The organism is Streptomonospora nanhaiensis, from assembly GCF_013410565.1.
Taxonomy (GTDB): Bacteria; Actinomycetota; Actinomycetes; order Streptosporangiales; family Streptosporangiaceae; genus Streptomonospora; species Streptomonospora nanhaiensis.
Map to the genome: position 1 here is coordinate 5,647,114 of NZ_JACCFO010000001.1, position 25,942 is coordinate 5,673,055.

Annotated in this window: 24 protein-coding genes; 8 read left to right on the forward strand and 16 right to left on the reverse strand. The window is 74.4% G+C overall.

Annotation, left to right across the window (positions count from 1 at the left end; all coding sequences use genetic code 11):
- Positions 1-87: 87 nt before the first annotated feature.
- From HNR12_RS24900 to HNR12_RS24930, 7 genes are all read right to left on the reverse strand, one after another.
- The gene (locus HNR12_RS24900) at positions 88-771 is read right to left on the reverse strand and encodes a hypothetical protein (protein ID WP_222600369.1); all 684 of its coding nucleotides are present in this window, start codon (positions 769-771) and stop codon (positions 88-90) included.
- On the reverse strand, positions 758-2,380 hold the full coding sequence (locus HNR12_RS24905; RefSeq protein ID WP_338119825.1) for a VWA domain-containing protein: 1,623 nt from the start codon (positions 2,378-2,380) through the stop codon (positions 758-760). Before HNR12_RS24905 ends, HNR12_RS24900 begins: the two co-directional genes overlap by 14 nt.
- A complete protein-coding gene (locus HNR12_RS24910; RefSeq protein WP_179769823.1) occupies positions 2,377-3,459 on the reverse strand; it encodes a toxic anion resistance protein in 1,083 nt (360 codons plus the stop codon). The genes HNR12_RS24905 and HNR12_RS24910 overlap by 4 nt, the downstream gene beginning before the upstream one ends.
- Positions 3,456-4,619, reverse strand: a complete 1,164-nt coding sequence (locus tag HNR12_RS24915; protein WP_179769824.1) for a hypothetical protein — start codon at positions 4,617-4,619, stop codon at positions 3,456-3,458. Before HNR12_RS24915 ends, HNR12_RS24910 begins: the two co-directional genes overlap by 4 nt.
- Positions 4,620-4,833: 214 nt before the next feature.
- On the reverse strand, positions 4,834-6,006 hold the full coding sequence (locus HNR12_RS24920; RefSeq protein ID WP_179769825.1) for an aromatic ring-hydroxylating oxygenase subunit alpha: 1,173 nt from the start codon (positions 6,004-6,006) through the stop codon (positions 4,834-4,836).
- A complete protein-coding gene (gene solA / locus HNR12_RS24925; protein WP_179769826.1) occupies positions 6,003-7,265 on the reverse strand; it encodes an N-methyl-L-tryptophan oxidase in 1,263 nt (420 codons plus the stop codon). The genes HNR12_RS24920 and solA overlap by 4 nt, the downstream gene beginning before the upstream one ends.
- Before the next feature lie 39 nt (positions 7,266-7,304).
- A complete protein-coding gene (locus HNR12_RS24930; RefSeq protein WP_179769827.1) occupies positions 7,305-9,782 on the reverse strand; it encodes a GcvT family protein in 2,478 nt (825 codons plus the stop codon).
- A 427-nt stretch (positions 9,783-10,209) separates the two neighbouring features.
- Here HNR12_RS24930 and HNR12_RS24935 point away from each other — a divergent pair, with 427 nt between their 5' ends.
- Positions 10,210-10,542, forward strand: a complete 333-nt coding sequence (locus tag HNR12_RS24935) for a bifunctional 3-phenylpropionate/cinnamic acid dioxygenase ferredoxin subunit (RefSeq protein WP_179769828.1) — start codon at positions 10,210-10,212, stop codon at positions 10,540-10,542.
- On the forward strand, positions 10,539-11,696 hold the full coding sequence (locus HNR12_RS24940) for an NAD(P)/FAD-dependent oxidoreductase (protein WP_179769829.1): 1,158 nt from the start codon (positions 10,539-10,541) through the stop codon (positions 11,694-11,696). Before HNR12_RS24935 ends, HNR12_RS24940 begins: the two co-directional genes overlap by 4 nt.
- 137 nt (positions 11,697-11,833) lie before the next feature.
- Here HNR12_RS24940 and xylA read toward each other — a convergent pair whose 3' ends face one another.
- From xylA to HNR12_RS24960, 4 genes are all read right to left on the reverse strand, one after another.
- The gene (gene xylA, locus HNR12_RS24945; protein ID WP_179769830.1) at positions 11,834-12,991 is read right to left on the reverse strand and encodes a xylose isomerase; all 1,158 of its coding nucleotides are present in this window, start codon (positions 12,989-12,991) and stop codon (positions 11,834-11,836) included.
- 79 nt (positions 12,992-13,070) lie between these two features.
- Positions 13,071-14,480 carry a xylulokinase gene (gene xylB, locus HNR12_RS24950; RefSeq protein WP_179769831.1) on the reverse strand — a complete coding sequence of 470 codons (1,410 nt, stop codon included), beginning with the start codon at positions 14,478-14,480 and terminating at the stop codon, positions 13,071-13,073.
- Between the two features lie 243 nt (positions 14,481-14,723).
- Positions 14,724-15,632, reverse strand: a complete 909-nt coding sequence (locus HNR12_RS24955) for a helix-turn-helix domain-containing protein (RefSeq protein WP_179769832.1) — start codon at positions 15,630-15,632, stop codon at positions 14,724-14,726.
- 597 nt (positions 15,633-16,229) lie between these two features.
- The gene (locus HNR12_RS24960) at positions 16,230-16,466 is read right to left on the reverse strand and encodes a DUF397 domain-containing protein (protein ID WP_179769833.1); all 237 of its coding nucleotides are present in this window, start codon (positions 16,464-16,466) and stop codon (positions 16,230-16,232) included.
- Between the two features lie 481 nt (positions 16,467-16,947).
- Here HNR12_RS24960 and HNR12_RS24965 point away from each other — a divergent pair, with 481 nt between their 5' ends.
- The 4 genes from HNR12_RS24965 to HNR12_RS24980 all read left to right on the forward strand — a co-directional run bounded on the left by HNR12_RS24965 (position 16,948) and on the right by HNR12_RS24980 (position 20,216).
- Positions 16,948-17,505, forward strand: a complete 558-nt coding sequence (locus tag HNR12_RS24965) for an ATP-binding protein (protein WP_179769834.1) — start codon at positions 16,948-16,950, stop codon at positions 17,503-17,505.
- A gap of 209 nt (positions 17,506-17,714) precedes the next feature.
- Positions 17,715-18,074: a hypothetical protein gene (locus HNR12_RS24970; protein WP_179769835.1), complete on the forward strand. Its 360-nt coding sequence runs from the start codon at positions 17,715-17,717 to the stop codon at positions 18,072-18,074.
- Complete coding sequence (locus HNR12_RS24975) at positions 18,019-19,560, forward strand: sensor histidine kinase (RefSeq protein WP_246425169.1); 1,542 nt, start codon at positions 18,019-18,021, stop codon at positions 19,558-19,560. The genes HNR12_RS24970 and HNR12_RS24975 overlap by 56 nt, the downstream gene beginning before the upstream one ends.
- On the forward strand, positions 19,557-20,216 hold the full coding sequence (locus tag HNR12_RS24980) for a response regulator transcription factor (protein WP_179769836.1): 660 nt from the start codon (positions 19,557-19,559) through the stop codon (positions 20,214-20,216). The genes HNR12_RS24975 and HNR12_RS24980 overlap by 4 nt, the downstream gene beginning before the upstream one ends.
- A gap of 41 nt (positions 20,217-20,257) precedes the next feature.
- Here the strand turns inward: HNR12_RS24980 and HNR12_RS24985 are convergent, their stop codons facing one another.
- Positions 20,258-20,881, reverse strand: coding sequence for a TetR/AcrR family transcriptional regulator (locus tag HNR12_RS24985; protein WP_179769837.1), 624 nt, complete (start codon positions 20,879-20,881; stop codon positions 20,258-20,260).
- 351 nt (positions 20,882-21,232) lie between these two features.
- Entirely contained in the window at positions 21,233-22,030 is a 798-nt protein-coding gene (locus HNR12_RS24990) for a glycerophosphodiester phosphodiesterase (RefSeq protein ID WP_179769838.1), read from the reverse strand.
- Positions 22,031-22,275: 245 nt separating this feature from the next.
- Here HNR12_RS24990 and HNR12_RS24995 point away from each other — a divergent pair, with 245 nt between their 5' ends.
- Positions 22,276-23,046, forward strand: coding sequence for a DeoR/GlpR family DNA-binding transcription regulator (locus tag HNR12_RS24995; protein ID WP_179769839.1), 771 nt, complete (start codon positions 22,276-22,278; stop codon positions 23,044-23,046).
- A 117-nt stretch (positions 23,047-23,163) separates the two neighbouring features.
- On the opposite strand, the gene HNR12_RS25000 is transcribed toward HNR12_RS24995, so the two are convergent.
- Complete coding sequence (locus HNR12_RS25000; RefSeq protein ID WP_179769840.1) at positions 23,164-23,571, reverse strand: VOC family protein; 408 nt, start codon at positions 23,569-23,571, stop codon at positions 23,164-23,166.
- A 340-nt stretch (positions 23,572-23,911) separates the two neighbouring features.
- On the opposite strand from HNR12_RS25000, the gene HNR12_RS25005 reads away from it, so the two are divergent.
- Positions 23,912-24,604 carry a PhzF family phenazine biosynthesis protein gene (locus HNR12_RS25005; protein WP_179769841.1) on the forward strand — a complete coding sequence of 231 codons (693 nt, stop codon included), beginning with the start codon at positions 23,912-23,914 and terminating at the stop codon, positions 24,602-24,604.
- 44 nt (positions 24,605-24,648) lie between these two features.
- On the opposite strand, the gene HNR12_RS25010 is transcribed toward HNR12_RS25005, so the two are convergent.
- On the reverse strand, positions 24,649-25,266 hold the full coding sequence (locus tag HNR12_RS25010; protein ID WP_308251258.1) for a class F sortase: 618 nt from the start codon (positions 25,264-25,266) through the stop codon (positions 24,649-24,651).
- Complete coding sequence (locus tag HNR12_RS25015) at positions 25,256-25,750, reverse strand: hypothetical protein (RefSeq protein ID WP_179769842.1); 495 nt, start codon at positions 25,748-25,750, stop codon at positions 25,256-25,258. Before HNR12_RS25015 ends, HNR12_RS25010 begins: the two co-directional genes overlap by 11 nt.
- Positions 25,751-25,942 lie beyond the last annotated feature (192 nt).

Sequence of the window (25,942 nt, forward strand, 5' to 3'; positions counted from 1 at the left end):
GCGGGCGCCGCGGCGTCCCGTGCTCCGCGGCGGCCGGCGCAGGTGTTCCCGGCGCCCGCGTGCCCGCCGGCCGGGGCGCCCGGCCCCTCAGTCCGCCTCCCCGCCCTCGGACGGGGGCTCCAGCGGGTCCGCCGCCCCGCCCGCGCGCCGGCGCTCCCGCAGGTAGGTCGTGTGGTCGTCCTGCCGGCGGGCGTGGGCCTCCAGCATCCGCTCGGCCGTGCGGTCCACGTCGCGGTCCAGCAGCTCCACCTGCTCGCGCAGGTGCGCGGCCGCGCTCGTGCCGCCCCCCGCCCGCCGCGAGGCGTCGTACCACCACGGCAGGTTGAGGTAGGTCTCCAGCGCCTCGGGCAGGTCGCGGCGCACGATCCGCTCCAGCTCGTAGCCGACCTCGGGGTCGGCCGCCACCACCTCCTCCTGGCGCAGCAGGTAGCGCAGCCTGTCCGCCATGTTCGCGAACCGCTCGGGCACCCCCTCGGGCAGCCGCGAGCGCCGCTCGCCCACGCGCGCGGCCAGCCGGTCCAGCGCGTCCAGGGTGCGCCGCAGCTCGGCCCGCGTGGACTCGGCGACCAGGTGCACCCGGGGCGGTGGCGCCGCCAGGGCGCCTGCGGCGTAGAGCGCGGCCACCGCCGGCGGCCAGAACCCGCCCAGCACCCCGGTGAACGCCAGCACCAGGCCCACGAGCCCGGCGGTCGCGCCCCACAGGTTGCGGGTGGAGCCCAGGTAGTCGACCGCGGCGCGCAGCGGGCCGCGGCGCCGGTCACTGGTAGCCACGGATCTCCCGGAACGCCTGGTCGAGGGAGTCCTCGCGGGCGTCGAAGGCGCGCCCGCCGGTCAGCTCCGCCAGCTCCTCCAGCTCGGCGGGGTCGGACTCCCCGAAGACCACCGGGAACACCGGCACCTCCCGCAGCTCCGCCGGCAGGCCGGCGTGCTCGGCGCGGAACTCCTCCAGGGTGAGCCCGGCGTTGACCTCGCCGTCGGTCATCAGCACCACCGAGGTGAAGCGGTCGGCCACGTCGTCCTCGCCGCGCAGCCGTTCGAACGCCTCGTCCAGCGCGGAGTAGGCGGCGGTGTCGCCGGCCGGCTCCATCGCCTCCACGGCGGCCTGGATGTCGTCCAGCACCGGCCCGGGGTCCTCCTCGGGCACCTCGAAGGTCTCGGCGGGCCGCACGGTGCCGTCGAAAGGCAGCAGGGTCACCCGCTCGCGGCCGTAGAAGCGCTGGAACCGGCCGCTGACCGAGCTGGTGTCGCCGCCGGTCAGGGTGCCCATGGCGGTGCGCATGCCGGCGATGCGGTCCCCGGCCATCGACCCCGACAGGTCAAGGACGTAGACGGTGCGGGCGGGCCGGCGCAGCTCGTCGAAGTAGCTGCGGACCAGACCGGTGGCGACCTCCTCCCGGGCGGGGAACGGCAGCTCGGCCACCTGCGGGAACTCCACCTCGGCGCTGACCTCCGCCGACAGCGGGCGGCGGTGCGTGGTGTCGGTGATCTCCCGCTGCACCTCGGCCGACAGCAGGTGGTCCACCAGCCGGCCGTAGCCCTCGGCGACCCCCTCGTCGGCGCCGGCCAGCAGCGAGAGCGGGTAGTCGGCGGTGACCGCGCCGTCGGCCGGGTGTATCAGGGTCAGCGGCTCGGGCAGGTCCCCGGACTCGTTGAGCGACAGCAGCACCGACTCGTAGTTGATGAGGGCGTCCACGCGGGCTCCGGAGCCCTCCGCGCCGGCGCGGCGGATGTAGGCGTCGGCCAGCCACCCCGAGGACCCCGCGGTCAGCTCCTGGCCGGAGAAGAACGCCCGCAGCTGGGGCGCCACGGCCTCCACGTCCTCCTGGCGCAGCGCCGACCCGGTGTCGGCCAGCGCCGAGGCGACGCCCACCAGCGCGCTGAAGCCGGAGTTGGAGGCGGCCGGGTTGGTCATGCCGAAGGCGAGGTCGCCGCTGGACGCGGCCTCGGCGATGTCGCCCCAGGTGACCTCGGCGCCGCCGGCCCACCCCAGGTCGGCCGCCGCCGACTCGGTGACTCCCAGCACCACCGGCGAGGCCATCACCGGGGTCTCCTCGGCCACCGCCTCGGCGCCGCCCGGCTGGAGGTTGAGGTAGCGGTTGGAGGAGAACCACACCGCGTCGTAGCGGTCGTCGGTGCGCCCGGACACCACCTCCTCGACGCCCTCCAGGGTGCCGGTGTAGTCCAGGTGGACGGTCACGCCCACCTCGTCGGCGGCGCGCTCCAGGATCGGCTCCAGGTCGCGGATCTCGCTGCCGGCCAGCACCCGCAGCTCGCCGGCCACGCCCGGTCCGGCCGAGGGGCCCTCGGCGCCGGGCGTGCAGCCCGACAGGGCGACCACCGCCGCGGCGGCGGCCGCCGCCCACGCCCGCACCCGGCTCACCGGTCCGGCTCTCCGGGCCGGCGCGAACGGGCCAGGTGCTCGCCGGCGGCCTCCAGTTCGCCGCGCAGGGCCTCGGTCGTGGCGGCCATGTTCTCCACCGCCTGCTCCTTGAAGTGGTCGATCTTGTCGATGGTGGCGTAGATGCGGCGGAAGGCGTCGCGCAGCGTCTCCACGCCCACCGCCGGGTCGGCGGCGATGCGCTGGACGTCCTCGCTCTGGGTGGCCAGCATCTCGGCGTTGGCCGCGATGATGTCCTCGGTGGTGCCGCGCAGCGCGTCGACCTGCTCCACCACCCGCTTCTGGTTGGCCAGCGCCTGGGCCACGGTGACCGCCACCCGCAGCGCCGAGACCGTGGTGGTGGCGGCGCGGTCCACGCCCTTGATCAGCTCCTCGTTGCCGCGCCGCAGCGTGTCCAGCGCCAGGTAGCCCTGCACGCACACGGCGAGCTGGGTGAGCAGGTCCTGGTGGCGCCGGCGCACCGGGAACAGCACGTCGGCGCGCAGCCGGGAGGCGGTGTCGGGGTCGGCGGCGTCGACCCGGCGCTGCACGGCCGCGTCCAGCGCCTCGGCCAGCACCGCGTACTCCTGCAGCCGGCCCATGGTCTCCCACAGCCGGGCCCGCTCGTTCTGCAGCGCGGCGTTGCCGAACGGCAGGAAGCCCAGCAGCCGCCGCCCGGTCAGGCGGCCGGCGTCCTTGGGGTCGAGGTCCTCGACCGTGCGGCGCAGCTCCAGCAGCCCCTCGCCCACCCGCCGCTGGGCGTCGGCGCCCTCGCCCCGGGCGCCGCTCATGCCCGACACCGAGCGGCGCAGCAGCCGGTTGGTGGACTCCGCCGAGGCGCGCATCTCGCTGTCGCCCAGCGCCGTGATGTCGCCGACGCGGGTGAGGAACTCGGGCGAGCGGGGGTCCAGGCCGGCCAGCGCGGCGGCGTAGCCGTCGGCGCGCCGGCGCAGCTCCGCGCGCTTGGCCTCCTCGATGGGGACGAGGTCGCGGGCGCGCTCGGGCCGGACCGGGCGCACCGGTTCGGGCGGGGTCAGGACGAGGTCGTCCTCGGGGGGCGAGAGCGGGGTGTCGGCGCTCACGTGCGCACCACTTCCTCCGGTACGGGTGTTGTCACTGCCGCGGTGCCGCCGGCGGCGCCGTCGTCCCCGGCGGGCGCGGGCCTCCCGTCGGCGGTGTAGCGCTCCTCGATGCGGCCGATCAGGTCCTCGACCACCTCGTAGGAGGGGGCGGGCACGACGTCGGCGACCTGGTCGCGCACGGGCAGCTCCCGCTCGCGCGCGAGGTCGGCGAAGCGCCGGGCGTCGGTGGTACGGAACCCGTGCTCGGCCGCCAGGCGCTGCAGCTCGGGGTCCTCGGTCAGCAGCCCGCCGAACGCGTCGCCCTCCTCGGTGAGCGGGAGCAGGGTGTGGGTGGCCACGGTGGTGGGGCCGGGGTAGAGCAGCACGACGTCCTCGGGCAGGCCGCCGGGGCCGGTGCGGGCGGTGATGTACTGCTGCTCGTAGGCCCACAGCAGCGGCGTGTGGCCGGCGCCCAGCGCCACGAACTGGTCGAAGGGCTGCTGGGAGCTGGCGGGCGGGCTGCCCTGGGCGAGGAACAGCCGGGCGGCCTCCTCCACCAGGCCGGGCTCGGCGGCGGCGTCGGTGACCACCTCCTCGCCGTTGAGCAGGTAGCTGACGACCACCAGGTACATCGCGGCGGAGTTGGAGGTGCGCGGGTCGGTGGTGCGTATCAGCACCTCGCCGCGCCCGGCGCCGCCGAGCGCGTCGCCGGGCAGGTCGCGCCAGCGGGTGCGCTCCTCGGTGAGGTCGAGGTAGGCGGCCATGTCCAGGTCCCAGGCGCCGTCCTGGGCGCGCCGGGCGACCCCGGCGCGCGCCAGCGCCTCGGCGACGGGCCGGTAGCTGAGCACCACCATCGGCGAGTAGAACGGCCGGTACACCCGCTCCACGGCGTTGTTGCGGCGCAGGACCTCGGCGGAGGGGTCGCTGCTGGGGAAGGCGAAGTCCACCCCGTCCAGGTCGGTGGTGGCGATCTCGCGGGAGCCGCCGGTGCGGATGTCGGCCTCGTAGCCGAGTTCGGCCAGGCGCTCGACCACCTGGGGATCGGCGAAGAACGTGGCCTTCTCCGAGCCGATCACGCCGCTGACCACCGTGGGGGAGGAGCCCCACAGGTTCCACACGGCGGCGACCGCCACGCCCGCCACCAGGAGAGCCGATACCACCAGCGCACCGACGCGTCTCACCGGTCTCCCCTCACCCGCGCCGATGCCCGGCGGCGGCGCTCCGCGTTGTCCGGGGGAATTGTCCGCCCGGCAGGCGGCCGGTGCGGGGCGGCCAGGTGGCGCGGAGGTGGACCGGAGGTATCCGGCCGTGGCGGGAGGCCCGGCGGCGGCGGGGTTCGCGCACGCCGGCCCGGGTGCACGGACCCGGCGGCCCCGCCGCCGCGCGGGCCGGCCGCTACCGGCCGCCGGCGGTGTCGGCGGTGTCGGCGGTGCCGGAGTCCGGCTCGGCCAGCATGCGCCCCACCCAGGCGTGGAAGGCGCCGATGTGGTGCTCCACCGGCACCAGCACCCCGCCGTCGCGGTAGGCCCGGGATTCCATGGCCGGCTGGCAGCGCTCGCAGGCGTCGAAGTCCTGCCGGTTGACCCGGTCGAACAGCTCCACCGAGCGCGACAGGTCGGCACCGGAGGCCACCACCTCCGGGCTGTAGAGCCAGTCGCACTCCACGCGGGTGCGGTCGGGCGCCAGCGGGAACATGCGGTGCACGATGACGTGGTCGGGCACCAGGTTGACGAACACCTGCGGCGGGACGGTGATGGCGTAGTAGCGGCGGTCCTGGTGGTCGCCGATGCCGTCCAGGCGGCCGAACCCGGCGCCGCCGTCCACGGTGAACCCGTCGATCCCCTCGCCGAACTGCGCGCCGTGGCCCACGTAGTACTGGGCGGCGTAGCCCTCGGCGAACTCCGGCAGCACCTCGGTCAGCTCCGGGTGGATGGTGCCGCAGTGGTAGCACTCCATGAAGTTCTCGACGATCAGCTTCCAGTTGGCCGCCACGTCGTAGCCGATGCGCCGGCCCAGCGCGAGGTCCGCCACCCCGTAGCGGTCGATGGCGGCGGGGTCGCCCAGCCGCTCGGCCACGGCCGCCTGCACGGTATCGGCGAAGGACGGCGGCTCGTCGGCCAGGCACACCCATACGTAGCCCAGCCACTCGCGCACGTGCACCCCGATCAGGCCCCGGTCCTCGCGGCGGACGCCGGCCATGTCGGCGAGGTTGGGCGCGGCCACCAGGCGGCCGTCCAGGTCGTAGGTCCAGGCGTGGTAGGGGCAGCGCAGCGACCGCTTGACGCTGCCGGCCTCCTCGGTGCACAGCCGCGCGCCCCGGTGGCGGCACACGTTGAGGAAGGCGCGGACGGCGCCGGAGCGGTTGCGGGTGAGCAGCACGCTCTCGCGGCCCACCCGCACGGTGCGGAAGTCACCGGGTGCGGCCAGGTCGGCGCCGCGCACCGCGCAGAACCAGGTGCGTTCGAAGATCAGCCGCTGCTCGCGGGCGAAGACGCCGGGGTCGGTGTAGTCGCGGCCGGGCGGGGTCGGGATCAGGCTGGGCGTGGCGGGCAGGTCCGTCGCGGTCACGTGGTCACCTCGTGCTGGGTCTGCCGGACGCGGCGCGGCCGGGGGTCGAACAGGCCGATGGGGTGCGCGGTGGTGCCGGTGGTGGCCAGGTCGGCCAGGATCTCGCCGACCACCGGCGTGAACTTGAACCCGTGCCCGGAGAACCCGCAGGCCACCGTGACCTGCGGGTGGTCGGGGTGGGCGGCGATCACGAAGTGCTCGTCGGGCGTGGTGGTGTACATGCAGGTGGCGGCGCGCAGGAACCGGCCGGGCAGGTCGGGCAGCCGGTCGCGCAGGTGCGCGGCCATCGCCTCGACCTCCTCGGGCGCCACGCTCCGCTCGACGGTGTCGGGGGTGCAGGGGGCGCCCTTGCGGAAGAACGCCGCCTTGACCCCGTCCTGTGGCCCCTCGTAGGCGGGGAACCCGTAGATCTGCACGCCCCGGGCGTCCTCCCACACATAGACCGGGTGGCGGTCGGCGGCGAAGGGCGCGGTGCCCCCGCGCGGGTGGAACCAGTACTGCACCTGGCGCTCCACGGTGAGGGGGACGCCCAGGCCGGCCAGCACCTCCGGTGCCCAAGCCCCGGGGCAGACGACCAGGTGGTCGGCGGTGTAGGCGCCCGCGTCGGTGGTGACGCGCACGCCGCCGCCCGGCAGCGCAGTCCAGGTGCGGGCGGGCTCGCCGAAGCGCAGGTCGGCGCCGTCGCGCGCGGCGAGGTCCAGGTGGGCGGCCACGGCCGCCTCGGGCCGCACGAACCCGCCGCGCGCCTCGTACAGCGCGACCTCGTCGGGGCGCGGCGCGAAGGTGGGGAAGCGGCGGCGGATGTCGGCGGGCTCCAGGATCTCGTGCGGCAGCCCCCAGCGCCGCGCCGACTCCCGGCTGCCGGCCACCGTGCGGCTGTCGGGGCGGCCCAGCATCAGGGCGCCGGTCAGCGTCATCAGGTCGGCGCCGGAGTCGCGCTCCAGCGCCTCCCACAGCTCATAGGAGCGCAGCAGCAGCGGCACGTAGTCGGGGTGCTCGAAGTAGGCCTGGCGGATGATGCGGGAGCCGCCGTGGCTGGACCCTTGGTCGTGCGCGGGGCCGAAGCGCTCCAGGCCCAGGACGCGCCGGCCGCGCGCGGCCAGGTGGCGGGCGGCGGCGCCGCCCATCGCGCCCAGGCCCAGGACGGCGACGTCGTAGGAGCGCCCGGCGCCTCCGGTGACCGCCGTGCTGACCGCCCTTTTCGTGCCGCCTGCGCTGTCTGTGCTGCCAGTGCTGCCTGTGCTGCCGGTGTTCTGCATGGACGCGTACCTCCGTGCGGGTCGGTTCGGCGATCGGCCTCAGCGGCGGATGCGGGCCATGTCGGGGTCGACCAGGGGCTCGGCCGCCACGGTGGCCGCCAGCGCCTCGCCGAAGTACTCCACGTGCACCCCGGTGCCGGGCTCGGCGGCCTCGGCGGGCAGCCAGGCGTAGGCGATCGTGCGGCCCAGCGTGGTGCTGCGGGCGGCGCTGGTGACGTATCCGGCGGGGGCGCCGCCGACGAGCACCGGTTCGCGGCCCATGACCACCCGGTGCGGGTCGTCCAGGGTGAGGCAGGCCAGGCGGCGCCGCGGCGGGCGCTCGGCCGCCGCCGCGGCGGCGGCGCGGCCGACGAAGTCGCCCTTGCCCAGGCGCACGGCGAACCCCAGGCCCGCCTCGTAGGGGTCGTGCTCGGTGGTCATGTCGGTCCCGGCCAGCCGGTAGCCCTTCTCCAGCCGCAGGCTGGTGAAGGCGCCGCGCCCGGCGGCGACCGCGCCCAGGGGCCGGCCCGCCGCCCACAGGGTGTCCCACAGCAGCAGGGCGGTGTCGGCGCCGGTGTAGACCTCCCAGCCCAGTTCGCCGACGTAGGAGACCCGCAGCGCCAGCACCGGCACATGGCCGATGTGGGCGCGCCGCGCCTTGAAGTAGCCGAACCCGGCGTGGGAGAAGTCGTCGTCGGTGAGCGGCTGCACCAGGTCGCGCGCCAGCGGCCCCCACACGCCCACGCACGCGGTGCCGCCGGTGATGTCGCGCAGCACCACCGAGCCGTCGGCGGGCAGGTGGCGGGTGAGCCAGTCGGTGTCGAGCCGGCCGCTAACCCCCACCTGGAAGGCGTCCTCGGCCAGGCGGGTGACGGTGATGTCGGAGCGCACCCCGCCGGCGTGGTCGAGCAGCAGCGTGTAGGTGACCGTGCCGGGGGCCCGGTCGAGCTGGTTGGTGCACATGCGCTGGAGGAACGCCAGGGCGCCGGGGCCGCTGACCTCCAGCCGGGTCAGCGGTGTCATGTCGTAGAGCGCGACGCGCTCGCGGGTGGCGCGGGCCTCGGCGTCCACGACGGGCGACCAGTGGCGGGCCGACCAGGGGTCGCGTTCGGGGGTGTCCGGATCGGCCAGGCCGGCGTTGGCCGTGAACCACAGCGGGCGCTCCCAGCCGCCCGCCTCGCCGAAGACGGCGCCCAACTCCCGGTGGCGGAGGTAGAACGGGCTCGTGCGCAGCGGCCGGGGCCGCTCGATCGGCTGGAGCGGGTGCACCACGTCGTAGACCTCGACGAAGCTCTGCTCGCCCCGGTCGGCGATGTAGGCGGGGGACAGCTGCGCCTCCTCGAAGCGGTGGACGTCGCACTCGTGCACGTCCACCCGGGGCCGGCCCTCGACCATCCACTCGGCCACCGCCCTGGCGGCGCCCGCCGAGTGGGTCACCCACACCGCCTCGGCCAGCCAGAACCCGGGCAGTTCGCGCGCCTCGCCCAGCAGCGGCATGCCGTCGGGCGTGAAGGAGAACACGCCGTTGAAGCCCTCGTCCACCTTGGAGTCGGCCAGGGCCGGCAGCAGCGCGCAGGCGTCGCGCCAGCTCGGCTCGAAGTCCTCGGCGGTGAACGGCAGCATCGAGGGCATCTCGGCCGCCTGCCCCGGCGCGGCCACGGCCGCCAGGTCCACCGGCAGCGGACGGTGGGCGTAGGAGCCGATCCCGATGCGGTCGCCGTGCTCGCGGAAGTAGAGGTCGCGGTCCTGGTGGCGCAGCAGCGGCAGCGCGGCCTCCAGGTCGGGCGGGTTGGCGGTGCCGGGCAGGGGCGCGGTGTAGGCGTACTGGTGGGCCAGCGGCAGCAGCGGCACGGTGACGCCCGCCATCCGCCCGATCGCCGGACCCCAGAATCCGGCGGCCGAGACGGCGATGTCGGCGGGGAAGGTCCCCCGGTCGGTCACCACCGCGCTGACCCGGCCGCCGGAGCGCTCGACCCCCACCACCGTGTGGTGGCCCAGGAACCGCGCGCCGCGCGCCATGGCGGCGCGGGCCTGGGCCTCGCCCGCGCGCACCGCCTTGGCCAGGCCGTCGTCGGGGGTGTGCAGGCCGCCCAGCACCGCGCCGGGGGCCAGGCCCGGCCACAGCCGGGCGCACTCGGCGGGGTCCAGCAGCGCCGCGCGCACGCCCCACGCGCGCGCCCAGCCGTACTTGCGCTTCAGGTCGGCCAGGCGCTCGGGCGTGGTGGCGACCTCCAGTCCGCCCACCGCCCGGAAGCACCAGCGGCCGTCCAGGCTCAGTCCGGAGTACTTGCGCACGGTGTAGGCGGCGAAGGCGGTCATGGTCTTGGAGGCGTTGGTCTGGAACACCAGGCCCGGCGCGTGGGAGCTGGAGCCGCCCGTCGCGAAGAGGGGGCCCTGGTCGAGCACGGTGACGTCGGTCCACCCCCGTGCGGTCAGCTCGTCGGCCAGCGCGCAGCCGACGATTCCGGCGCCGATGACCACGACGCGGGGGCGGGAGGTGGGGCGGGCGGGGTGCGGCAGGTCGGAGGCGGTACTCATCGGCGGCGTCCCTTTCGCGCATGGGCGACCGAACTCAAGTTGCGTATCATGCACCGCTCTGCACGATCATCAACAGGCTGAAGTCCAGCCCGGCCCGCCGTCAACCCCCGGACTGTTAATCAATATTTCGCGGAAGTTGCTGACTGGTAGGCGATTCGGAGGGCTTGACGCGGGTAGGAGGGCGAGCCGACACTGTTGCGTGTTCGGCGCGCTGTTGCGCATCGGGCGACTTCGGCCCGTGGTCGTGGAAGCCCTGCGCACTCCGCCGTGTGCTCTGTGGCGTATTCCGCCGAGGCCGCCGCCTCCCGACACCACTGGTCCCCGCGCCCGGTCCCGGGCGCCCGGCTCCCGCCCGCCCCGGCACCCGCCGGGGACGACAAGCGGAACCTTCGGCGCACGACAGCTCCGCCGCCAGATGGGAGATGCCATGATCTACGCCTGCCACCTCGATGACCTGCCCAAGGGCGAGTCCGTCCGGGTGATGGCCGACGTGCCGATCGCCGTGTTCAACGTCGACGGCCGCCTGTACGCGGTCGACGACACCTGCACCCACCAGAACGCGTCGCTCTCCGACGGCTGGCTGGAGGGCTGCTTCATCGAGTGCCCGCTGCACGAGGCGTCCTTCGACCTGCGCACGGGCGCCCCGACCTGCCTGCCGGCCAAGCGCCCGGTGCGCACCCACGCCGTCACCGTCGCCGAGGACGGCGCCGTCTACGTGCACGCCTCCGTGCCCCAGGCCGTCGCCGAAGGCGCCGCGTGAAGGCCGTCACCGTGGTCGGCGCGTCCCTCGCCGGCCTGGCCGCCGCCCGCGCGCTGCGCGAGCAGGGGTACACGGGCGCGCTGACCGTGGTGGGCGCCGAGCGCCACGCGCCCTACGACCGCCCGCCGCTGTCCAAGGACTTCCTCCTGGGCAAGGCCGAGGCCGCCGACCTCGCCCTGACCGCCGAGGACGACTCCGACCTGGACGTGCGCTGGCGGCTGGGAGCGCGGGCGGTGGCGCTGGAGCCGCGCCGCCGGGCCGTGGTGCTGGCCGACGGCACCGAGGTCGCCTCCGACGCCGTGGTGGTGGCCACCGGCGCCGCCGCGCTCCCGCTGCCGGGGGCGCCCCGGCTCGCCGGCGTGCACACCCTGCGCACCCTCGACGACGCCGAGGCCCTGCGCGCGGAGCTGGCGTCCGGGTCGCCGCGCGTGGCCGTGGTCGGCGGCTCCTTCATCGGCGCCGAGATCGCCTCGGCCTGCGCCGCGCTGGGGCTGGAGACGACCGTGGTCGAGGCCGCCGCCGCGCCGCTGGAGCACGTGCTGGGCCCCGAGGTCGCCGCCGCCGTGGCCGGGCTGCACGCCGCCAACGGGGTGCGGCTGCTGTGCGGCACGCCGGTGGCCGCCCTCGCCGGCGCCGACCGGGTCACCGGGCTGGTGCTGGCCGACGGCCGCACGGTGCTCGCCGACGTGGTCGTGGTGGGGATCGGCGCCCGGCCGGCCACCGACTGGCTCACCGGGTCGGGACTGGAGCTGGACCGCGGCGTGGTGTGCGACCCCGGGCTGCGCACCGCCCTGCCCGGGGTGGTGGCGGTGGGCGACGCCGCGCGGGTGCGCCGCGCCGACGGCACCACCACGCGCGCCGAGCACTGGAGCGCCGCCAACGACCAGCCGCCGGTGGCCGTGCGCAACCTGCTCGCCGGCCGGACCGTGGCCGCCTACGCCCGCGTCCCCTACTTCTGGTCCGACCAGTACGGCCGGCGCCTCCAGTTCGCCGGCGAGACCCGGCCCGGCGACACCCTGCGGGTGGTCGACGGCGCGCTCGCCGAAAGCGCCTTCGCCGCCGTCTACGAGCGCGGCGGCCGGGCGGTGGCGGCCGTCGCCCTGGACCGCCCGCGCGCCTTCACCCGGCTGCGCAAGGGCCTGGCCGCGGCCTGACCGCCGGCCGGGCGCGCCGCGGCCGCCGGGGGGAGCGGGGGCGCCGGGGCACCGGGCGGACACGCGAAAAGGGGCGGTGCGGCGGCCCCGCGAGCAGGCCGCCGCACCGCCCCGGACCGCGCCGGAGCCGGAGGGTGCTAGCGCACGCCGAACAGGTGGTCCATCGCCAGCTGGTCCAGCCGCTCGAAGTGGTAGCCGCGCTCGCCCGCCGCCGCCAGGTCGAGGTCCTCGGCCAGCAGGTCCTCCAGCGACTCGCCCGGCGCCAGCGTCGGCTGGGCCAGCTCGGCCACCCGCGCCGCCTCCAGCGCCTTGGCGACCTCGGGGTCGGCGCGGAACGCCGCCGCCTTCTCGCGCAGGATCAGGTAGTTGCGCATGCAGGCCGCGGCCGACTCCCACACGCCCGACATGTCCTCGGTCCGCGGGGGCTTGAAGTCGAAGTGGCGCGGACCGTCGTAGCCCGCGGTCTCCAGCAGGTCGACCAGGAAGAACGCCTCCTTGACGTCGCCCGCGCCAAAGCGCAGGTCCTGGTCGTACTTCACGCCCCGCTGGCCGTTGAGGTCGATGTGGAACAGCTTGCCGTGCCACAGCGCCTGGGCGATGCCGTGGACGAAGTTCAGCCCGGCCATCTGCTCGTGGCCGACCTCGGGGTTGAGGCCGACCATCTCGGGGTGCTCCAGCTCGTTGATGAACGCCAGCGCGTGGCCCACCGTGGGCAGCAGGACGTCGCCGCGCGGCTCGTTGGGCTTGGGCTCCAGCGCGAACCGCAGGTCGTAGCCCTTCTCGCGCACGTAGCCGCACAGGATGTCGAACGCCTCGCGCAGCCGGTCCAGCGCCGCGCGGTCGTCCTTGCCCGCCTCGGACTCCGCGCCGTCCATGCCGCCCCAGCACACGTAGGTGCGCGCGCCCAGCTCGGCCGCCAGGTCGACGTTGCGGATCACCTTGCGCAGGGCGTAGCGGCGCACGTCGCGGCTGTTGGAGGTGAAGCCGCCGTCGCGGAACACCGGGTGGCTGAACAGGTTGGTCGTCATCATCGGCACGGTCAGCCCGGTCTCGTCCAGCGCCGCGCGGAACCGCGTGAGGATCTGCTCGCGCTCGGCGGCGCCGGTGCCGGGCGGGAACAGGTCGTCGTCGTGGAAGGTGATCCCGTAGGCTCCCAGGTCGGCGAGCCGGCGCACCGCCTCGGCGCCGTCCAGCGGCGGCCGGACCGCCTGGCCGAAGGTGTTCACTCCGGGCCAGCCCACGGTCCACAGGCCGAAGCTGAACTTGTCCTCCGGCACCGGCTGGTAGTCGTTCATCAGGTGTCCTCGCTCGTTTCGGTGTTGGGGCAGGACGGCGCCGGGTGGCGCCGGGGAGCCGGCCGGGCCGGGGCCCGGGTCAGGCGGTGCCGGTGAGGGCGGCGCGCGCCTGGGCGTAGCGCTCGCGCACACCGGGCGCGGGGTCGGCCTCGTAGGTCTCGGCCGCGGCGGTCGAGCCCCACTCCGGCGGCTCGGCGGTGCCCGCCAGCGCCCAGGCGGCCTGGCGCGCGGCGCCGTCGGCCACGTACTCGCCGGGCTCGGGCACCACCACGGGCCGGCCGAGGATCTGGGGCGCGATGGCGCGCACCGCCGCCGAGCGCGCGGCGCCGCCGATGAGCAGCACCCGCCGCACGGGCACGTCCTGGGCGGTCAGCGCGTCCACGGCGTCGGCCAGGCCGCACAGCATGCCCTCCACGAACGCGCGGGCGATGGCGGGCGGGGTGAGGTTGGCCCGGGTGAGGCCGTCGAGGCGGCCGGTGGCGTCGGGCAGGTTGGGCGTGCGCTCGCCGTCGAGGTAGGGCAGCAGGGTGAGCCCGTGGGCGCCGGAGGGCGCCTCCAGCGCGAGCCGGCCGAACTCCGCCAGGTCCACCCCGAGCATCCGGGCGCCGGCGTCGAGGACCCGGGCCGCGTTGAGCGTGCACACCAGCGGCAGGAACCGGCCGGTGGCGTCGGCGAACCCGGTGACCAGGCCGGAGGGGTCGGCGGTGGGTTCCTCGGCCACGGCGAAGGCGGTGCCCGAGGTCCCCAACGACACCACGACGTCGCCGGGCCCGGCGCCCAGCCCCAGCGCGGCGGCCATGTTGTCGCCGGTGCCCACCGAGACGGTGCCGATCCCGGGCAGCCCGGCGGCGCGCACCGGCCCGGCGGTGTCGGCCGGGCCGGCCACGCGCGGGGTGGCCAGGTCGCGGCCGAAGGCCGCGCGCAGCAGGTCGGTGCGGTAGGCGCCCTCGGCGGGGGAGTAGTAGCCGGTGCCCGAGGCGTCGCCGCGGTCGGTCAGCGCCTCGCCGCCGCCCGTGCCGCCGGTCAGCCGCCAGGTGAGCCAGTCGTGCGGCAGCAGCACCCGCTCGGCCCGCGCGGCGTTGGCGGGCTCGTGCTCGGCCAGCCAGCGCAGCTTGGTGACGGTGAGGCTGGCCACCGGGACGCTGCCCACCGCCTGGGCCCACGCCCGGGGCCCGCCGAGTTCGGCGATGAGGTCGCGGGCGGCCCCGGCCGACCGGTTGTCGTTCCACAGCAGCGCGGGCCGCACGACCTCGCCGGCGGAGTCGAGCGCGACCATGCCGTGCTGCTGGGCGGCCACGCCGATGGCGGACACCCCCTCCAGCATGCCGTCGGCGCAGACGGCCAGGAGCGCCTCCCACCAGTGGCGGGGGTCGATCTCGGTGCCGTCGGGGTGGGGCGCCTGGGCGGCGCGCACCGGTTCGCCGGTGTCGGCGCGGCGCACCACGATCTTGGTGCCCTGGGTGGAGGAGTCCACTCCCGCGACCAGCATCGTCGGCCTCCAAGCGCTGTGGGGGTAGGGGAACGTGATCCACGACATGCTCGCGGGGATTAGTTTGGTTTCCGGACTAATCAAAAGTCAATCCCGCCGGAGGGGGTGGAAACGGGCGGGTCGGGGTGTCCGTCCGCCCAGCACCGCACAGCACGAAGCCGCCGCGGGGGCTCAGGGCCCTCGCGGCGGCTTCGAAAGGCGGCCGTGGCGCGGCGGCGGGCGCGGCCCGGCCGGCGGCGGCCGTCAGGCCATGTCGTCGAGGATGCGGCGGAGGAAGCGCGGGGTCTCCGAGGCCGGCGCGGCCTCAAGGCACAGCCGGTCCATGACCGCCATGTAGTGGTCGGTCTCCTCGGGCTTGTCGAAGTAGACGGAGCTGGTGAGCTGCTCCAGGTACACCACGTCGGGGAGGTCGGCCCCGGTGAAGCGCAGGATGCTGAACGGCCCGCCCGCGGCGGCGTGCCCGCCCCGGTTGAACGGCACGATCTGCAGCGTGACGTTGGGCAGTGTGGCCATCTCGATGAGGTGCTCGAGCTGGGCGCGCATGGCGTGGGCGCCGCCCAGCGGACGGCGCAGCGCGGCCTCGTCGACCACGGCCCACAGCCGGGGCGCCTCGGGCCCGGTGAGCCGCTTCTGGCGGGTCATGCGCAGGTGCACGCGGCGGTCGATCTCATCGACGGGCGCGCTGCCGTGGGCCAGCATGATGACGGCGCGGGCGTACTCCTCGGCCTGGAGCAGGCCGGGCACGAACTGGAGTTCGTAGGTGCGGATGATCGACGCGGCTTCCTCGAGCCCGACGTAGACCTCGAACCAGTTCGGCAGCACGTCGCTGAACTTGTGCCACCACCCGGGGGTGTTGGCCTGCCGGGCCAGGGAGAGCAGGGTCTCGCGCTCCTCGGGCTCGGTGACGCCGTAGAGCGTGAGCAGGTCGGCGACGTCGCGCTCCTTGAAGCTCACCTGGCCCAGTTCCAGGCGGCTGATCTTCGCGTGCGAGGCGCGGATCTCGTACCCGGCGGCCTCGCGGCTGATGCCCTTCGCGGTGCGCAGCCGCCGTAACTGCGTGCCGAGCAGGATGCGCAGCACGGTCGGCCCGCCGCGTGACTGGGCGAGTACGTTCGCCGGAGGGGACTCGTCCTCCGTCCGCACTACCTCCATTTGCCCTCCCGAGAGCGCTGGTCGACGCCAGTGAATCAGAATAACGACCATTACGGCAATCGCCGTCGAACCGCGCGTAACTCTCCCGGCGGCGGCGACGACGCCCTGTGATGGCGGGCGCGAAATCGCCGAGCCGCTCGGCATTGCGCGAGGCGGCGGGGGTTGCGGTGCCCACCGGTGACCGGTCGAATGCGAATAGTGCGCTATCCGGTTCCGAGGGTAGCCGGGGATCCGCGGTGCGCGGGCGCGTTCGCACCACACGCCGACCGGGGAAATTGCCGGCCTATTGCGCTGTACCGCGAAAGTGCAGGTAATCCGGCGGGAATCCGGTGATCGCGGTGCGGCGCGCGGGGTAATACGCGGCATTTCACCTGGCCACCCGGTGCCGTCGGGGCCCGGCCGGTGCCCGCCGGGACGGTCCCGCGAGAGGCGGGCGGCGGACAGAGGGGCGGGCCGCGGCGCGGCCGCCGGAGGCGGTGCCTTTGCCGGCGTGGGGGCTTTGCCGGCGTGCGCCGTCCCACCTTCGGACCCGGCGCCCGCGCGGGCGGTGGCGCGCGTGCCGGCCTCGGCGGGCCGTGCGCGCGGCGGGAGCCGCGGTCAGTCGATCAGGTGGTCGAACTCGCCCTGTTTGGCGCCGCGCAGGAACGCCTTCATCTCGGCCGGGGTGTAGATCAGCGCCGGGCCGTTGGGGTGGCGCGAGTTGCGGACGGCGATCGCTCCGTCAGGCAGCTGGGCCACCTCGACGCAGTTGCCGCTGGGGTTGCTCAGCTCCGACTTGCGCCACACGACCCCCCGCAGCCGGCTGGCGGGGATGCCGTTGTAGGTCTGCTGCATCTGTGGTCTCTCCTATCTGCCGCGCCACAAGATCATCCGCGACTCGCGCAGACTACCGGATGCACGTGCATATGTGTTTGCAGGGGTGCTTGCGTCAGTAAACCACGCCAAGTGCGTCGATACCCGTCCATCTACCTCCGTCGGGCGCAAGTCGGGCGCTTTGTGACGATTGGGGAGTTATGGGACTGACTGCGGGCCGATATCGCCCCAGGTCACGGCGGCCTGGGGCGGCTGGTTCCCGTGACGCTTCGTGATGTGCTTTGGTGACCTGCGATAAAGCGGAACGCGCGCACGCGCGGGACGCCCGAGTGTTCCCGGGGTTCGCTTAAGTTTTCATAACGAACGACTTCGGGGAGGACACGCGCAGCACTTCTCACTAGACTCTGTTTTGCACATGCATTCGTGCTTACGTCTGTAAGTGACGAGAGAAAAGGGTGCACGTGAACCCGTACGGTGCGAGCCCGACAGCGCAAGGAGCGCGATGACTGCGCACTCTGCCCACTTCAGAGCCGGTGGCCTGTTCCTGGAGTCCAGCAGCGGACGGCTGCCGCCCGTCCGCCTCGACGTGCCGGGAGGCTGGCAGGGGCTGTCACCGGCTCCGCTGCCCGTGGGGGAGCACTTCGTCCGGCCGGTCACCGCGGTGCGCGGCCTTGGCTTCCACCCGGCCTCGGTGAAGGACGCGCGCGACTTCGCCCACGCCGTGCTCGCCGAGTGGGGGTTCGCCGGCCTGTCCGCCGACGTGCGCCTGGTGGTCTCCGAACTCGTCACCAACGCCTGCCGGCACGCCGCGCCGGTCGACGCCGGGCTCCTTTCGGAGTGGTCCATCCAGTTCGGGCTCGTGCGCGACGACCACGAGCTGACCTGCATGGTCTTCGACCCCAGTCGCGTCGCCCCGGCCATGGCCGACCCCGACGACTGCGAAGAGGGCGGCCGCGGGCTCCGCCTCATCGACACCTACAGCTCCAAGTGGGGCTGGAACATCCTCGACGGGCAGGGAAAGGTGGTCTGGGCCGCGTTCTCCATTCCCGACGCGCCCTAGAGGGGCACCACCGAGCACCTCTGCCCTTCCGAAAGAGGGCGCCGCCGCCGGTCCGGCGGCGGCGCCCGTTTTTTCTCCCCCCCCCCCGGCCGCCGCGCCGCGCGGGCGCGCCGCCCGGGTGACCTGGGGCGTTGGGTCCCGCCCCCGGATGAGTGTTTTCTCATCTGGCTTTCATGGCGCCTCCACGGTGGCGGGCCATGATCACAGGCATGAAACCGCTGTACCGCGTCATGCTGATCGGCGGCGTCGCGATCGCCGCCCTCGTCACCGCCGCCCTGGCCTGGGGTGTGAGCCGCGACCCCGCGCCCGAGCCCCCTCCCGAGCAGGTCATAGTGGGAGAGTCGCCCGCGTCCAACCCCGCCGGACAGGGACCCGGCCGCGAAGCGTCGGCCAGCCCCTCGGCGGCGCCGTCGGACAGTCCGTCCCCGCACCCCTCCGAGGACGACATCGTCTCGCCGCCGCCCCCCGTCACCGGCGACGACGACGCGGACGATGACGACGAGGAAGGGGACGATGACGGCGACGACGACGGTGACGACGACGGTGACGACGACGGTGACGACGACTGACGACCGCGCTGCCGCACCGCCGCCGCCTGCGGCGCCCTCCCTGTGGCGGCGCATCCCCGCCCGGGTGCGGATCATGGTCTGGGTGGTGCTGCTGATGGTGGGCGTGCTCACCCTGGTGAACGTCATCACCTGGCAGGCGCTGCGCAGCGGGGTGGACGACCGCATCGACAGCGCGCTGACCCAGGAGCACGACGAGTTCTCCCGGTTCTTCAAAAGCGAGGCCCCTGAGACCCGGCAGCACTTCAGCTCGGTCGACGCGGCGCTGCGCACCTACGTGGTCGGCCAGTACCCCGACGACAACGAGATCATCTTCGGCCACGTGGACGACGCGCCGGGCGCCCAGGTGCCCACCGGCCGCGTGCGCCAGTACCCCGAACCGCTCTACGACGTCTCGGCCGACGAGGAATTGCGCGAGGAGATCCTGGGCTCGCCCGCCGCGCGCGGGGAGGTGGACACCCCCGCCGGCGTGCTGCGCTGGCACAAGGCCCGGCTCAACCTCGCCAACGCGTCCGCGGACAACCCCGGCGGCTGGTTCGTCATCGGCTACTTCGTCGAGGCCGAACGGGCCGACGTCAACCGCACCATCGGCACGCTGGGGCTGGTCAGCGCGGTGGGCCTGGTCATCGCGGGCGCGGCCGCCTGGTGGGTCTCCGGCCGGATCCTGGCGCCCATCCGGCTGGTGCGCCAGACCGCGGCCCAGATCAGCGAGGAGGACCTCACCCGGCGCATCGACGTCCCCGGCAACGACGACGTCGCCGCGCTGGCCGAGCAGTTCAACGCCATGCTCGACCGGTTGGAGGAGTCGTTCTCGGCGCAGCGGCGGTTCGTCGACGACGCGGGACACGAGCTGCGCACGCCCATCACCATCGTCCGGGGCCATCTGGAGCTGATGGGCGACGACCCCGAGGAGCGGCGCGAGGTGGTCCGGCTGGTCACCGACGAACTGGACCGCATGGCCCGCATCGTGGACGACCTCCTGCTGCTGGCCAAGGCCGAGCGCCCCGACTTCGTCCAGCCGCGCACGGTGTGGCTGGCCGAGCTGACCGGCGACATCGACGCCAAGGTCCGGGCGCTGGCCGACCGCAACTGGCGGCTGGAGCACGTCGGCGAGGGCGCGGTGCACGTCGACCCGCAGCGGATCACCCAGGCCATGGTGCAGCTGGCCTCCAACGCCGCGCAGCACACCGGGCCCGGCGACACCATCAGCATCGGGTCGGCCATGACCGAGGACGGCGGTGCCGTGCTGTGGGTCGGCGACACCGGCCCGGGGGTCCCCGAGGCCGACCGCGAGCGGATCTTCGAGCGCTTCTCCCGGGGCTCGGGCACCCGCAACCGCAGCGGCGCGGGCCTGGGCCTGGCGATCGTGCGCGCGATCGTGGAGGCCCACCACGGCCGCGTGGAGCTGCGCTCGGTCCCCGGTCGGGGCGCGGAGTTCTCGCTGGTCCTGCCCCCCACCCACCCCGACAGAGCCAAGGAGCGGATGTGAGTCGGATCCTGATCGCCGAGGACGAGGAGCGCATCTCCGCCTTCGTCCGCAAGGGACTGGTGGCCAACGGGTTCTCGGCCGCCGTGGTGGCCACCGGCGCCGAGGCGGTGGACTACGCGCTCTCGGGCGAGTTCGACCTGCTGGTGCTCGACATCGGCCTGCCCGACCTCGACGGGTTCGCCGTGCTGCGGCGGGTGCGCGCCGGAGGCTCCACCCTGCCGGTGATCTTCCTCACCGCCAGGGACGGGATCGCCGACACCGTCACGGGCCTGGAGAACGGCGCCGACGACTACATGACCAAGCCGTTCCGGTTCGAGGAGCTGCTGGCCCGGGTGCGGCTGCGGCTGCGCACCGATCGGACCGCCGAGCACACCACGCTCAGCGCCGCCGGGCTCACCCTGGACCTGCGCACCCGCCGGGCGGCCACCAGCACCGGCACGGTCGACCTCACCGCGCGGGAGTTCGCCCTGCTGGAGCTGCTGCTGCGGCACCGCGACCACGTGCTCTCGCGCCAGCAGATCCTGTCGCACGTGTGGGGCTACGACCACGACCCCGGCTCCAACGTGGTGGACGTCTACGTCCGCGCGCTGCGCAAGAAGATCGGCGCGGGGCGGATCGAGACCGTGCGGGGCATGGGCTACCGCCTGGCGGGCTGACCCGCGGGAGGCCGGGGCGCGGAGGTCCGCGGCCGGCGCCGCTACTCGCGCGGGCGGCCGAGGTGGTGGTGGATCACCAGGTCGGCGTTGACGTCGCCCAGTTCGGCCAGGGTCAGGCCGCCCTCGGGGTCGTACCAGTCGAGCACGGAGTCGAGGGTGTCGACCACGGTGGCGGCGGCGCTGACGGGGTTGGCGACGCGGAACTCGCCGGCGGCGACGCCTTCGGCGATGAGGGCGCGCAGGTGCGCCCGGTAGCCCTGGAGGAGGCCGGTCAGCTCCCGGTGCCGCTCGGGGTGGATGGCCCGCAGCGTGGGCAGCAGGGCGCGCCGCAGGTGTTCGGCGGTGCGCTGCCGCCAGCAGTGCCGGATGTGCCGCCGCACCAGGCGGTCGACGCGCTCGGTGGGGGAGAGGCCGTCGGCCGGGGAGCCGAGTTGGGCGTCCACGAGGTCGCGGGTGGAGTGCAGCGCCACCGCGTAGGCGAGGTCGAGCCGGGTGGGGAAGGTTCTGCGGAAGGCCACGGGGTCGACACCGGTGGCGGCGGTGACCTCGTGGGCGATGGCGGCCATGCCGATGCCGTTGAGGCCGTGGCGGGCGAACAGCCCCGCCGCGGTGTGGAGCGCGCGGTCGAAGGCGCGCGCGTCGATGTGGGACAGGTCCGCTGTCATGATCATCTCTGCAATGCCCCGGGTGTCGCGGGCGTAGACGAGGGGTGGGAGCGGGTGCGGTGGCGTGCCGGGGAAGCCGTGCGCGCGGCGCGGATGGGCGAGCGCTGCCGCGGGTGCGGAGGCGGGCCGCGGGTTCGGCCGGCCCGGTGCACCGCGATCGCCGATGCGGGGAACACCGGCCGTTTCCAGCATAGCGGCGCCCGGGGTCGCTTTCAGGGAAAAGCGGGCAGGTTGCCCGGAGGAAAATCCGCGCGGTATTTTGCATGCACGGCAGCCGGAATGAATTGAATTCAGTTCCACTCGCGGGGGCTGCAATTCCGGTCCGCCAGCGGGAGGAGAATTGGGTCGAGCTCAGCGCCGGGGGTCGCCCGGGTGCAGGTCATAGGGGGGAGTGGCGGGGGCGTTTGCGGCGCTGTAGGAATCGTGCGGGCCGCGGGGCAGGCCCGAAATACCCGGCGGGGCCTGGCGGCCGCTGAGGTTGGCGAGTTCGGCGATGTTGTTGGTGATGATCGCGTCAACGCCCATTCCGGCCAGGCGGACCATTTCCGGAAAGTCGTCGACCGTCCAGGTGGCGATCCGGTACCCGTGCCGCTGGATCTCCGCCACGAGTTCCCGCGTCAGCAGCCGGTGCTCGGTGCTGTAGTAGCGCGGGCGCACCGACTGCCACACGTCGGGCGGCGGCAGCGAGGGCAGCTCCCAGGACAGCAGGAGGCCCGCCTGCGGCCGGTGCGCGCGCAGCGCCCGCAGGACCTCCAGGGGGCCGGTGTAGATGATGTGGTCGCCCATGCCGTGCTCGCCCACCACCGACTCGGCCGCCAGGGCGGTCTCCAGGCGGTCGACGTCGAGCAGCAGCGCCCGCACCGGGGGGCCGGCCGCCTCGGCCAGCACCTCCATCAGGGTGGGGATGCGCTGCTGGACGTCGTGGCCCAGCACGGCGAGGTCGGCCAGGGTGGCCTGGGACACCGGGCGCGCCAGGCGCCAGGTGTACTCCAGGGCGTGGTCGCGCACGACGACGACGTGGCCGTCGGCGGTGGTGCGCAGGTCGACGGCCACGACGTCGGCGCCTTCGGCGAACGCCGAGCGGATGGCAGGCAGCGTGTTCTCGCGGAACCGGGTGGTGTCACCGCGGAGGGCGATCGCCAGCGTCATGTGCCCAGTCTTTCGTTGCCCCGAGGAACCGGCGAGGGATGCCGCCGGGTGCTGCAGACTAGAGTGCCAAAGTCCGCGCGCGCACGGGGGCGGGACCCGCAAATCCGTCTCCCCGCGCGCCCGAGTGCGACCGTCCTCACCCGGGGCGGGCCGCGTCGCACGGCGGCCGGCTGGGAAACTTGTGGTGTGTCCCGCGCGTCTTCACACTGGTGAACACGCCCCCGCATCGACTCCGAAGGCGAAGAATGATCCCCGACCAGCGCCGCGAGCACATCCTCAAGCTGCTGCAGGAGCGGCACGTGCTCAGCATCAACGAGCTGACCTCGATGCTGTCGGTGTCGCACATGACCGTGCGGCGCGACATCCAGGCGCTGGAGAACGACGGCAAGGTGCTCTCGGTCACCGGCGGGGTGCGGCTGGCGGCGCGGCTCAAGAGCGAGCCGTCCTACCTGGCCAAGGCGCAGCTGGAGGTCCCGGCCAAGCGGGCGATCACGCGGGCCGCGGCGCAGCTGGTGCGCGAGAACTTCACGATCTTCCTCGACGCCGGCACGACCTCGCTGCAGATGGTGCCCATGCTCACCGACAAGGTCGGGCTGACCGTGGTCACCAACGACTTCAACGTCGTGGGCCACCTCATGGAGTACCCCAACATCGAGCTGATCCACACCGGCGGCGTGGTCTCCCACGCCGACCACTCCTCGGTGGGGCAGTTCACCGCCGACTTCCTGCGCCGGGTCAACGTCGACATCGCGTTCATCGCCAGCAGCTCCTGGGACGTCGACCGCGGCTCCACGACCCCCTCCGAGGCCAAGGTCGTGGCAAAGCAGCAGCTGCTGCGGATCGCCTCCAAGAGCGTCCTCACGGTCGACAGCACCAAGTACGGCAAGTTCGGGACGTTCCGGGTGGCCCGCCTGGAGGAGTTCGACCTGATCATCACCGACGACCGGCTGCCGCAGTCGGCGGTCGACGAGATCCGCGCCCAGGACGTCCGGCTGGAACTGGTCTCGCCGGACTAGCCGCACGGGCGGCGCCGGCCGGTCCCGGCCCGGCGGCGCGGGTGTGGTCGTGGCGCGGCCCGGCGGGACGGGCGGGCGCGGCTCCGGCGAACGGCGCCGCCGCGCGGGCGCGCCCGGTCAGTCCTCGCTGACCAGCTCCGCCGGGCAGTACAGCTCCAACTGGATGCCGTCGGGGTCGGAGAAGGAGATCATCGACCCGTGGTCGGCGTGCACGATCGGCGAGTGGTCGATGTCGAGGTCGGTGAGGCGGTCCTCCCAGTAGTCCAGCTCACCGAGGCTGCCCACCTGGAAGGCCAGGTGGTCCATGCCGGTGTGGCGGTAGTCGAAGCTCGCCTTGAACTGGTCCCTGTGCTGGATGAACCCGAGCACGACACCGCTGGGGTGGCGGCACTCGGTGAGCAGCCACTGCTTGCCGTCCCGGGTCTTGAACTCCTTGAACCCGAGCACGGTGCGGTAGAAGTCGATGCTGGCATCGCGGTCGCGCACCGACAGGGTGATGTGCGCCAGACCGGTCACTCGGGGCACGGAGACCTCTTTTCGACGGTCCGGTGTCCGTCTGCGGGGTGGGAACAGCGTAAGCACGGTTCCCGAGAATACGTGGGGGACCGCCACGCTCAACCCCCCCTTAATGCAGGCTTAACGGGGCGAATGGCGCGCAGGTCGCGGGCGGTGCGGCGGCGGCTCCGCACCCCCTGCCGCCAGGGCGTTCCCGGGCCCCGCCGCGTGCTCCCATGGCGCCGCGTGAGGCTGTTCACACTTGGGGTGACGAAGGGCCGGGCCGGTCGCGGTGCGCGCGGACCCCGAAGAAGAACTTCACCATCGGTGAAGGAAGGGTAAGTGGAGCTTCGCGGTCGGTCCTGGCAAAATGGCGGGCATGAGCACAACCACCACACTCCACGTCGTCACCGTCTTCCTCGGCGACGGCGGCACGGGCGGCAACGAACTCGGCGTCTTCCTCGGCTCGTCGGGGCTGCCCGCCGCCACCCGGCAGGCGGTCGCCGCCGACCTCGGGTTCGCCGAGACCGTCTTCGTGGAGGACACCGCCACCGGCCGGATGCACATCCACACCCCGGCGATCGAGCTGCCGCTGGCCGGCCACCCGCTCGTGGGTACCTCCTGGCTGCTGCGCCACCAGGGGATGGGCCGCGACTCCCTGTACCCGCCGGCCGGCGTGGTGCCCACCTGGGAGGACGGCGACCACACCTGGATCCGCGCCGACCCCGCGCTGGCGCCCGAGTTCGACACCCGCCAACTGCCCTCCCCTGCCGAGGTCGACGCCCTGGCCGGCGGCGAGCCCGGCGTCAACCTGCACGTGTGGGCGTGGGAGGACGAGACCGCCGGGCGGGTGCGCGTGCGGGTGTTCCCCGCCGAGATGGGCATCGGCGAGGACGAGGCCACGGGCGCGGCCGCACTGCGGCTGTGCGGGCTGCTGCGCCGCCCGCTGGTGATCCGCCAGGGGGTGGGGTCGCGCATCGACGCCCGGCCCGGCCCCGAGGGCACGGTCGAGATCGGCGGCCGGTGCGCCCTCCTCGACACGCGGGAGTACCGCCTGCCCTAGCGCGGGCGGCGGCACGGGCCGCGCCTGATCGTCCGCGCCGCCGTTCAGCCCCGCGCCAGGGTGCCGTAGACGATCAGGTTGCGCTCGTAGTGGCCGGTGGCGTGGTCGAAGGCGCCCGCGCAGGTGATGAGCCGGATCTCGGGGCGCGCCACCGGGCCGTAGACCGCCTCGGTGGGAAACGCGTCCTTGTCCACCCGCTCGCTGCGCCGCACCTCGAACACCGCGTCGCGGCCGTCGGCCCGGCGCACCCGGACCTCGTCGCCGGGCCGCAGTTCGCCCAGGCGCCAGAAGACCGAGGGCCCGGTGCGGGTGTCGCGGTGCCCGCTGATGACGGCGGCCCCGGGGTCGCCGGGGGCCGGGCCCAGGGCGTACCACCCGGCCGCGCCGGTGTCCTCCAGCGGGGGCGGCGCCAGGCCGCCGGCGGAGTCCAGGCCCAGGGGCAGCAGCCGTGCGCGCAGCCCGATGGCGTCGATCTCCAGGCGGGCGGGTGCGGTGGCCGGGCGGGCTGCGCCGGCGGGCCCGGCTGGGGCGCCGTCCGGGGACGGGCGCTCGGGTCCGCGCGCGGCGGCCTCGGGGGCGGCCACCGGGCCCAGCGAGGCGGTCAGCAGCGCGCCGGCGGCGCAGACGGCCGCCAGCGCGTGGGCCGCCGCCTCACCGGCCACGGCGTGCGGCGCGGCGCGCCAGGGCCAGGGCCGCGCCCGCCAGACCCAGCAGGAGCCCGGCGGCCATGGCGCGCGCCGGCTGTGCCGACTCCGGAGCGCCGCCCCCGCCGGTCTGCGGTGCGCCCGAGGGCGTGGGCGTGAGCGCGCCGCGGATGACGGTGACCTTGCCGAGAGCGGTCTCGGTGGAGGTGCCGCCGACGCATTCGGCGCGGACGGCGTAGACGCCCGGCGGGGTGCCCGGCGCCACCACCACGGGCACGGTGCCGAAGGTGTTCACCAGTTCGGCCGAGGCGGTGCCGGGGAACACGTCGGAGGTGAACTCCACCTGCCGGGCGTCCCCCTCGCAGGCGGTGGTCAGGGTGATCGACTGGCCCGGGGCCACCGCCTCGGGGGAGACCTCGATCTGTGCGGCCTCGGCCCAGGCGGGCGCGGTGCCCGGCACGAGCGCGCCCACGGTGATTCCGGCCAGCACCCAGACCTTCATGTCGTCTCCCCACTGCCAAGCGTCGCCTTAGCCGAACCATGTCACACTGAGTGAGAACGCGTCACGCACAGTTCGTGCGCGTAAGGCATCTTTTAACCGGCAAGACGGGTGAATTGACGGTGTGCGCGGGCGGCGCGGCCGGTCGGGGCGGTGTCCCCGCGGCCCGGCGGAGCCGCCCGCCGACCTAGGCTC

Bases quoted from the DNA above. Each gene is read 5' to 3' on its own strand.
- solA (WP_179769826.1), bottom strand. From the start codon at position 7,265: ATGCAGAACACCGGCAGCACAGGCAGCACTGGCAGCACAGACAGCGCA.
- HNR12_RS24930 (WP_179769827.1), bottom strand. From the start codon at position 9,782: ATGAGTACCGCCTCCGACCTGCCGCACCCCGCCCGCCCCACCTCCCGC.
- HNR12_RS24935 (WP_179769828.1), top strand. From the start codon at position 10,210: ATGATCTACGCCTGCCACCTCGATGACCTGCCCAAGGGCGAGTCCGTC.
- xylA (WP_179769830.1), bottom strand. From the start codon at position 12,991: ATGAACGACTACCAGCCGGTGCCGGAGGACAAGTTCAGCTTCGGCCTG.
- xylB (WP_179769831.1), bottom strand. From the start codon at position 14,480: ATGCTGGTCGCGGGAGTGGACTCCTCCACCCAGGGCACCAAGATCGTG.
- HNR12_RS24955 (WP_179769832.1), bottom strand. From the start codon at position 15,632: ATGGAGGTAGTGCGGACGGAGGACGAGTCCCCTCCGGCGAACGTACTC.
- HNR12_RS24960 (WP_179769833.1), bottom strand. From the start codon at position 16,466: ATGCAGCAGACCTACAACGGCATCCCCGCCAGCCGGCTGCGGGGGGTC.
- HNR12_RS24965 (WP_179769834.1), top strand. From the start codon at position 16,948: ATGACTGCGCACTCTGCCCACTTCAGAGCCGGTGGCCTGTTCCTGGAG.
- HNR12_RS24970 (WP_179769835.1), top strand. From the start codon at position 17,715: ATGAAACCGCTGTACCGCGTCATGCTGATCGGCGGCGTCGCGATCGCC.
- HNR12_RS24975 (WP_246425169.1), top strand. From the start codon at position 18,019: ATGACGGCGACGACGACGGTGACGACGACGGTGACGACGACGGTGACG.
- HNR12_RS24985 (WP_179769837.1), bottom strand. From the start codon at position 20,881: ATGACAGCGGACCTGTCCCACATCGACGCGCGCGCCTTCGACCGCGCG.
- HNR12_RS24990 (WP_179769838.1), bottom strand. From the start codon at position 22,030: ATGACGCTGGCGATCGCCCTCCGCGGTGACACCACCCGGTTCCGCGAG.
- HNR12_RS24995 (WP_179769839.1), top strand. From the start codon at position 22,276: ATGATCCCCGACCAGCGCCGCGAGCACATCCTCAAGCTGCTGCAGGAG.
- HNR12_RS25005 (WP_179769841.1), top strand. From the start codon at position 23,912: ATGGCGGGCATGAGCACAACCACCACACTCCACGTCGTCACCGTCTTC.
- HNR12_RS25015 (WP_179769842.1), bottom strand. From the start codon at position 25,750: ATGAAGGTCTGGGTGCTGGCCGGAATCACCGTGGGCGCGCTCGTGCCG.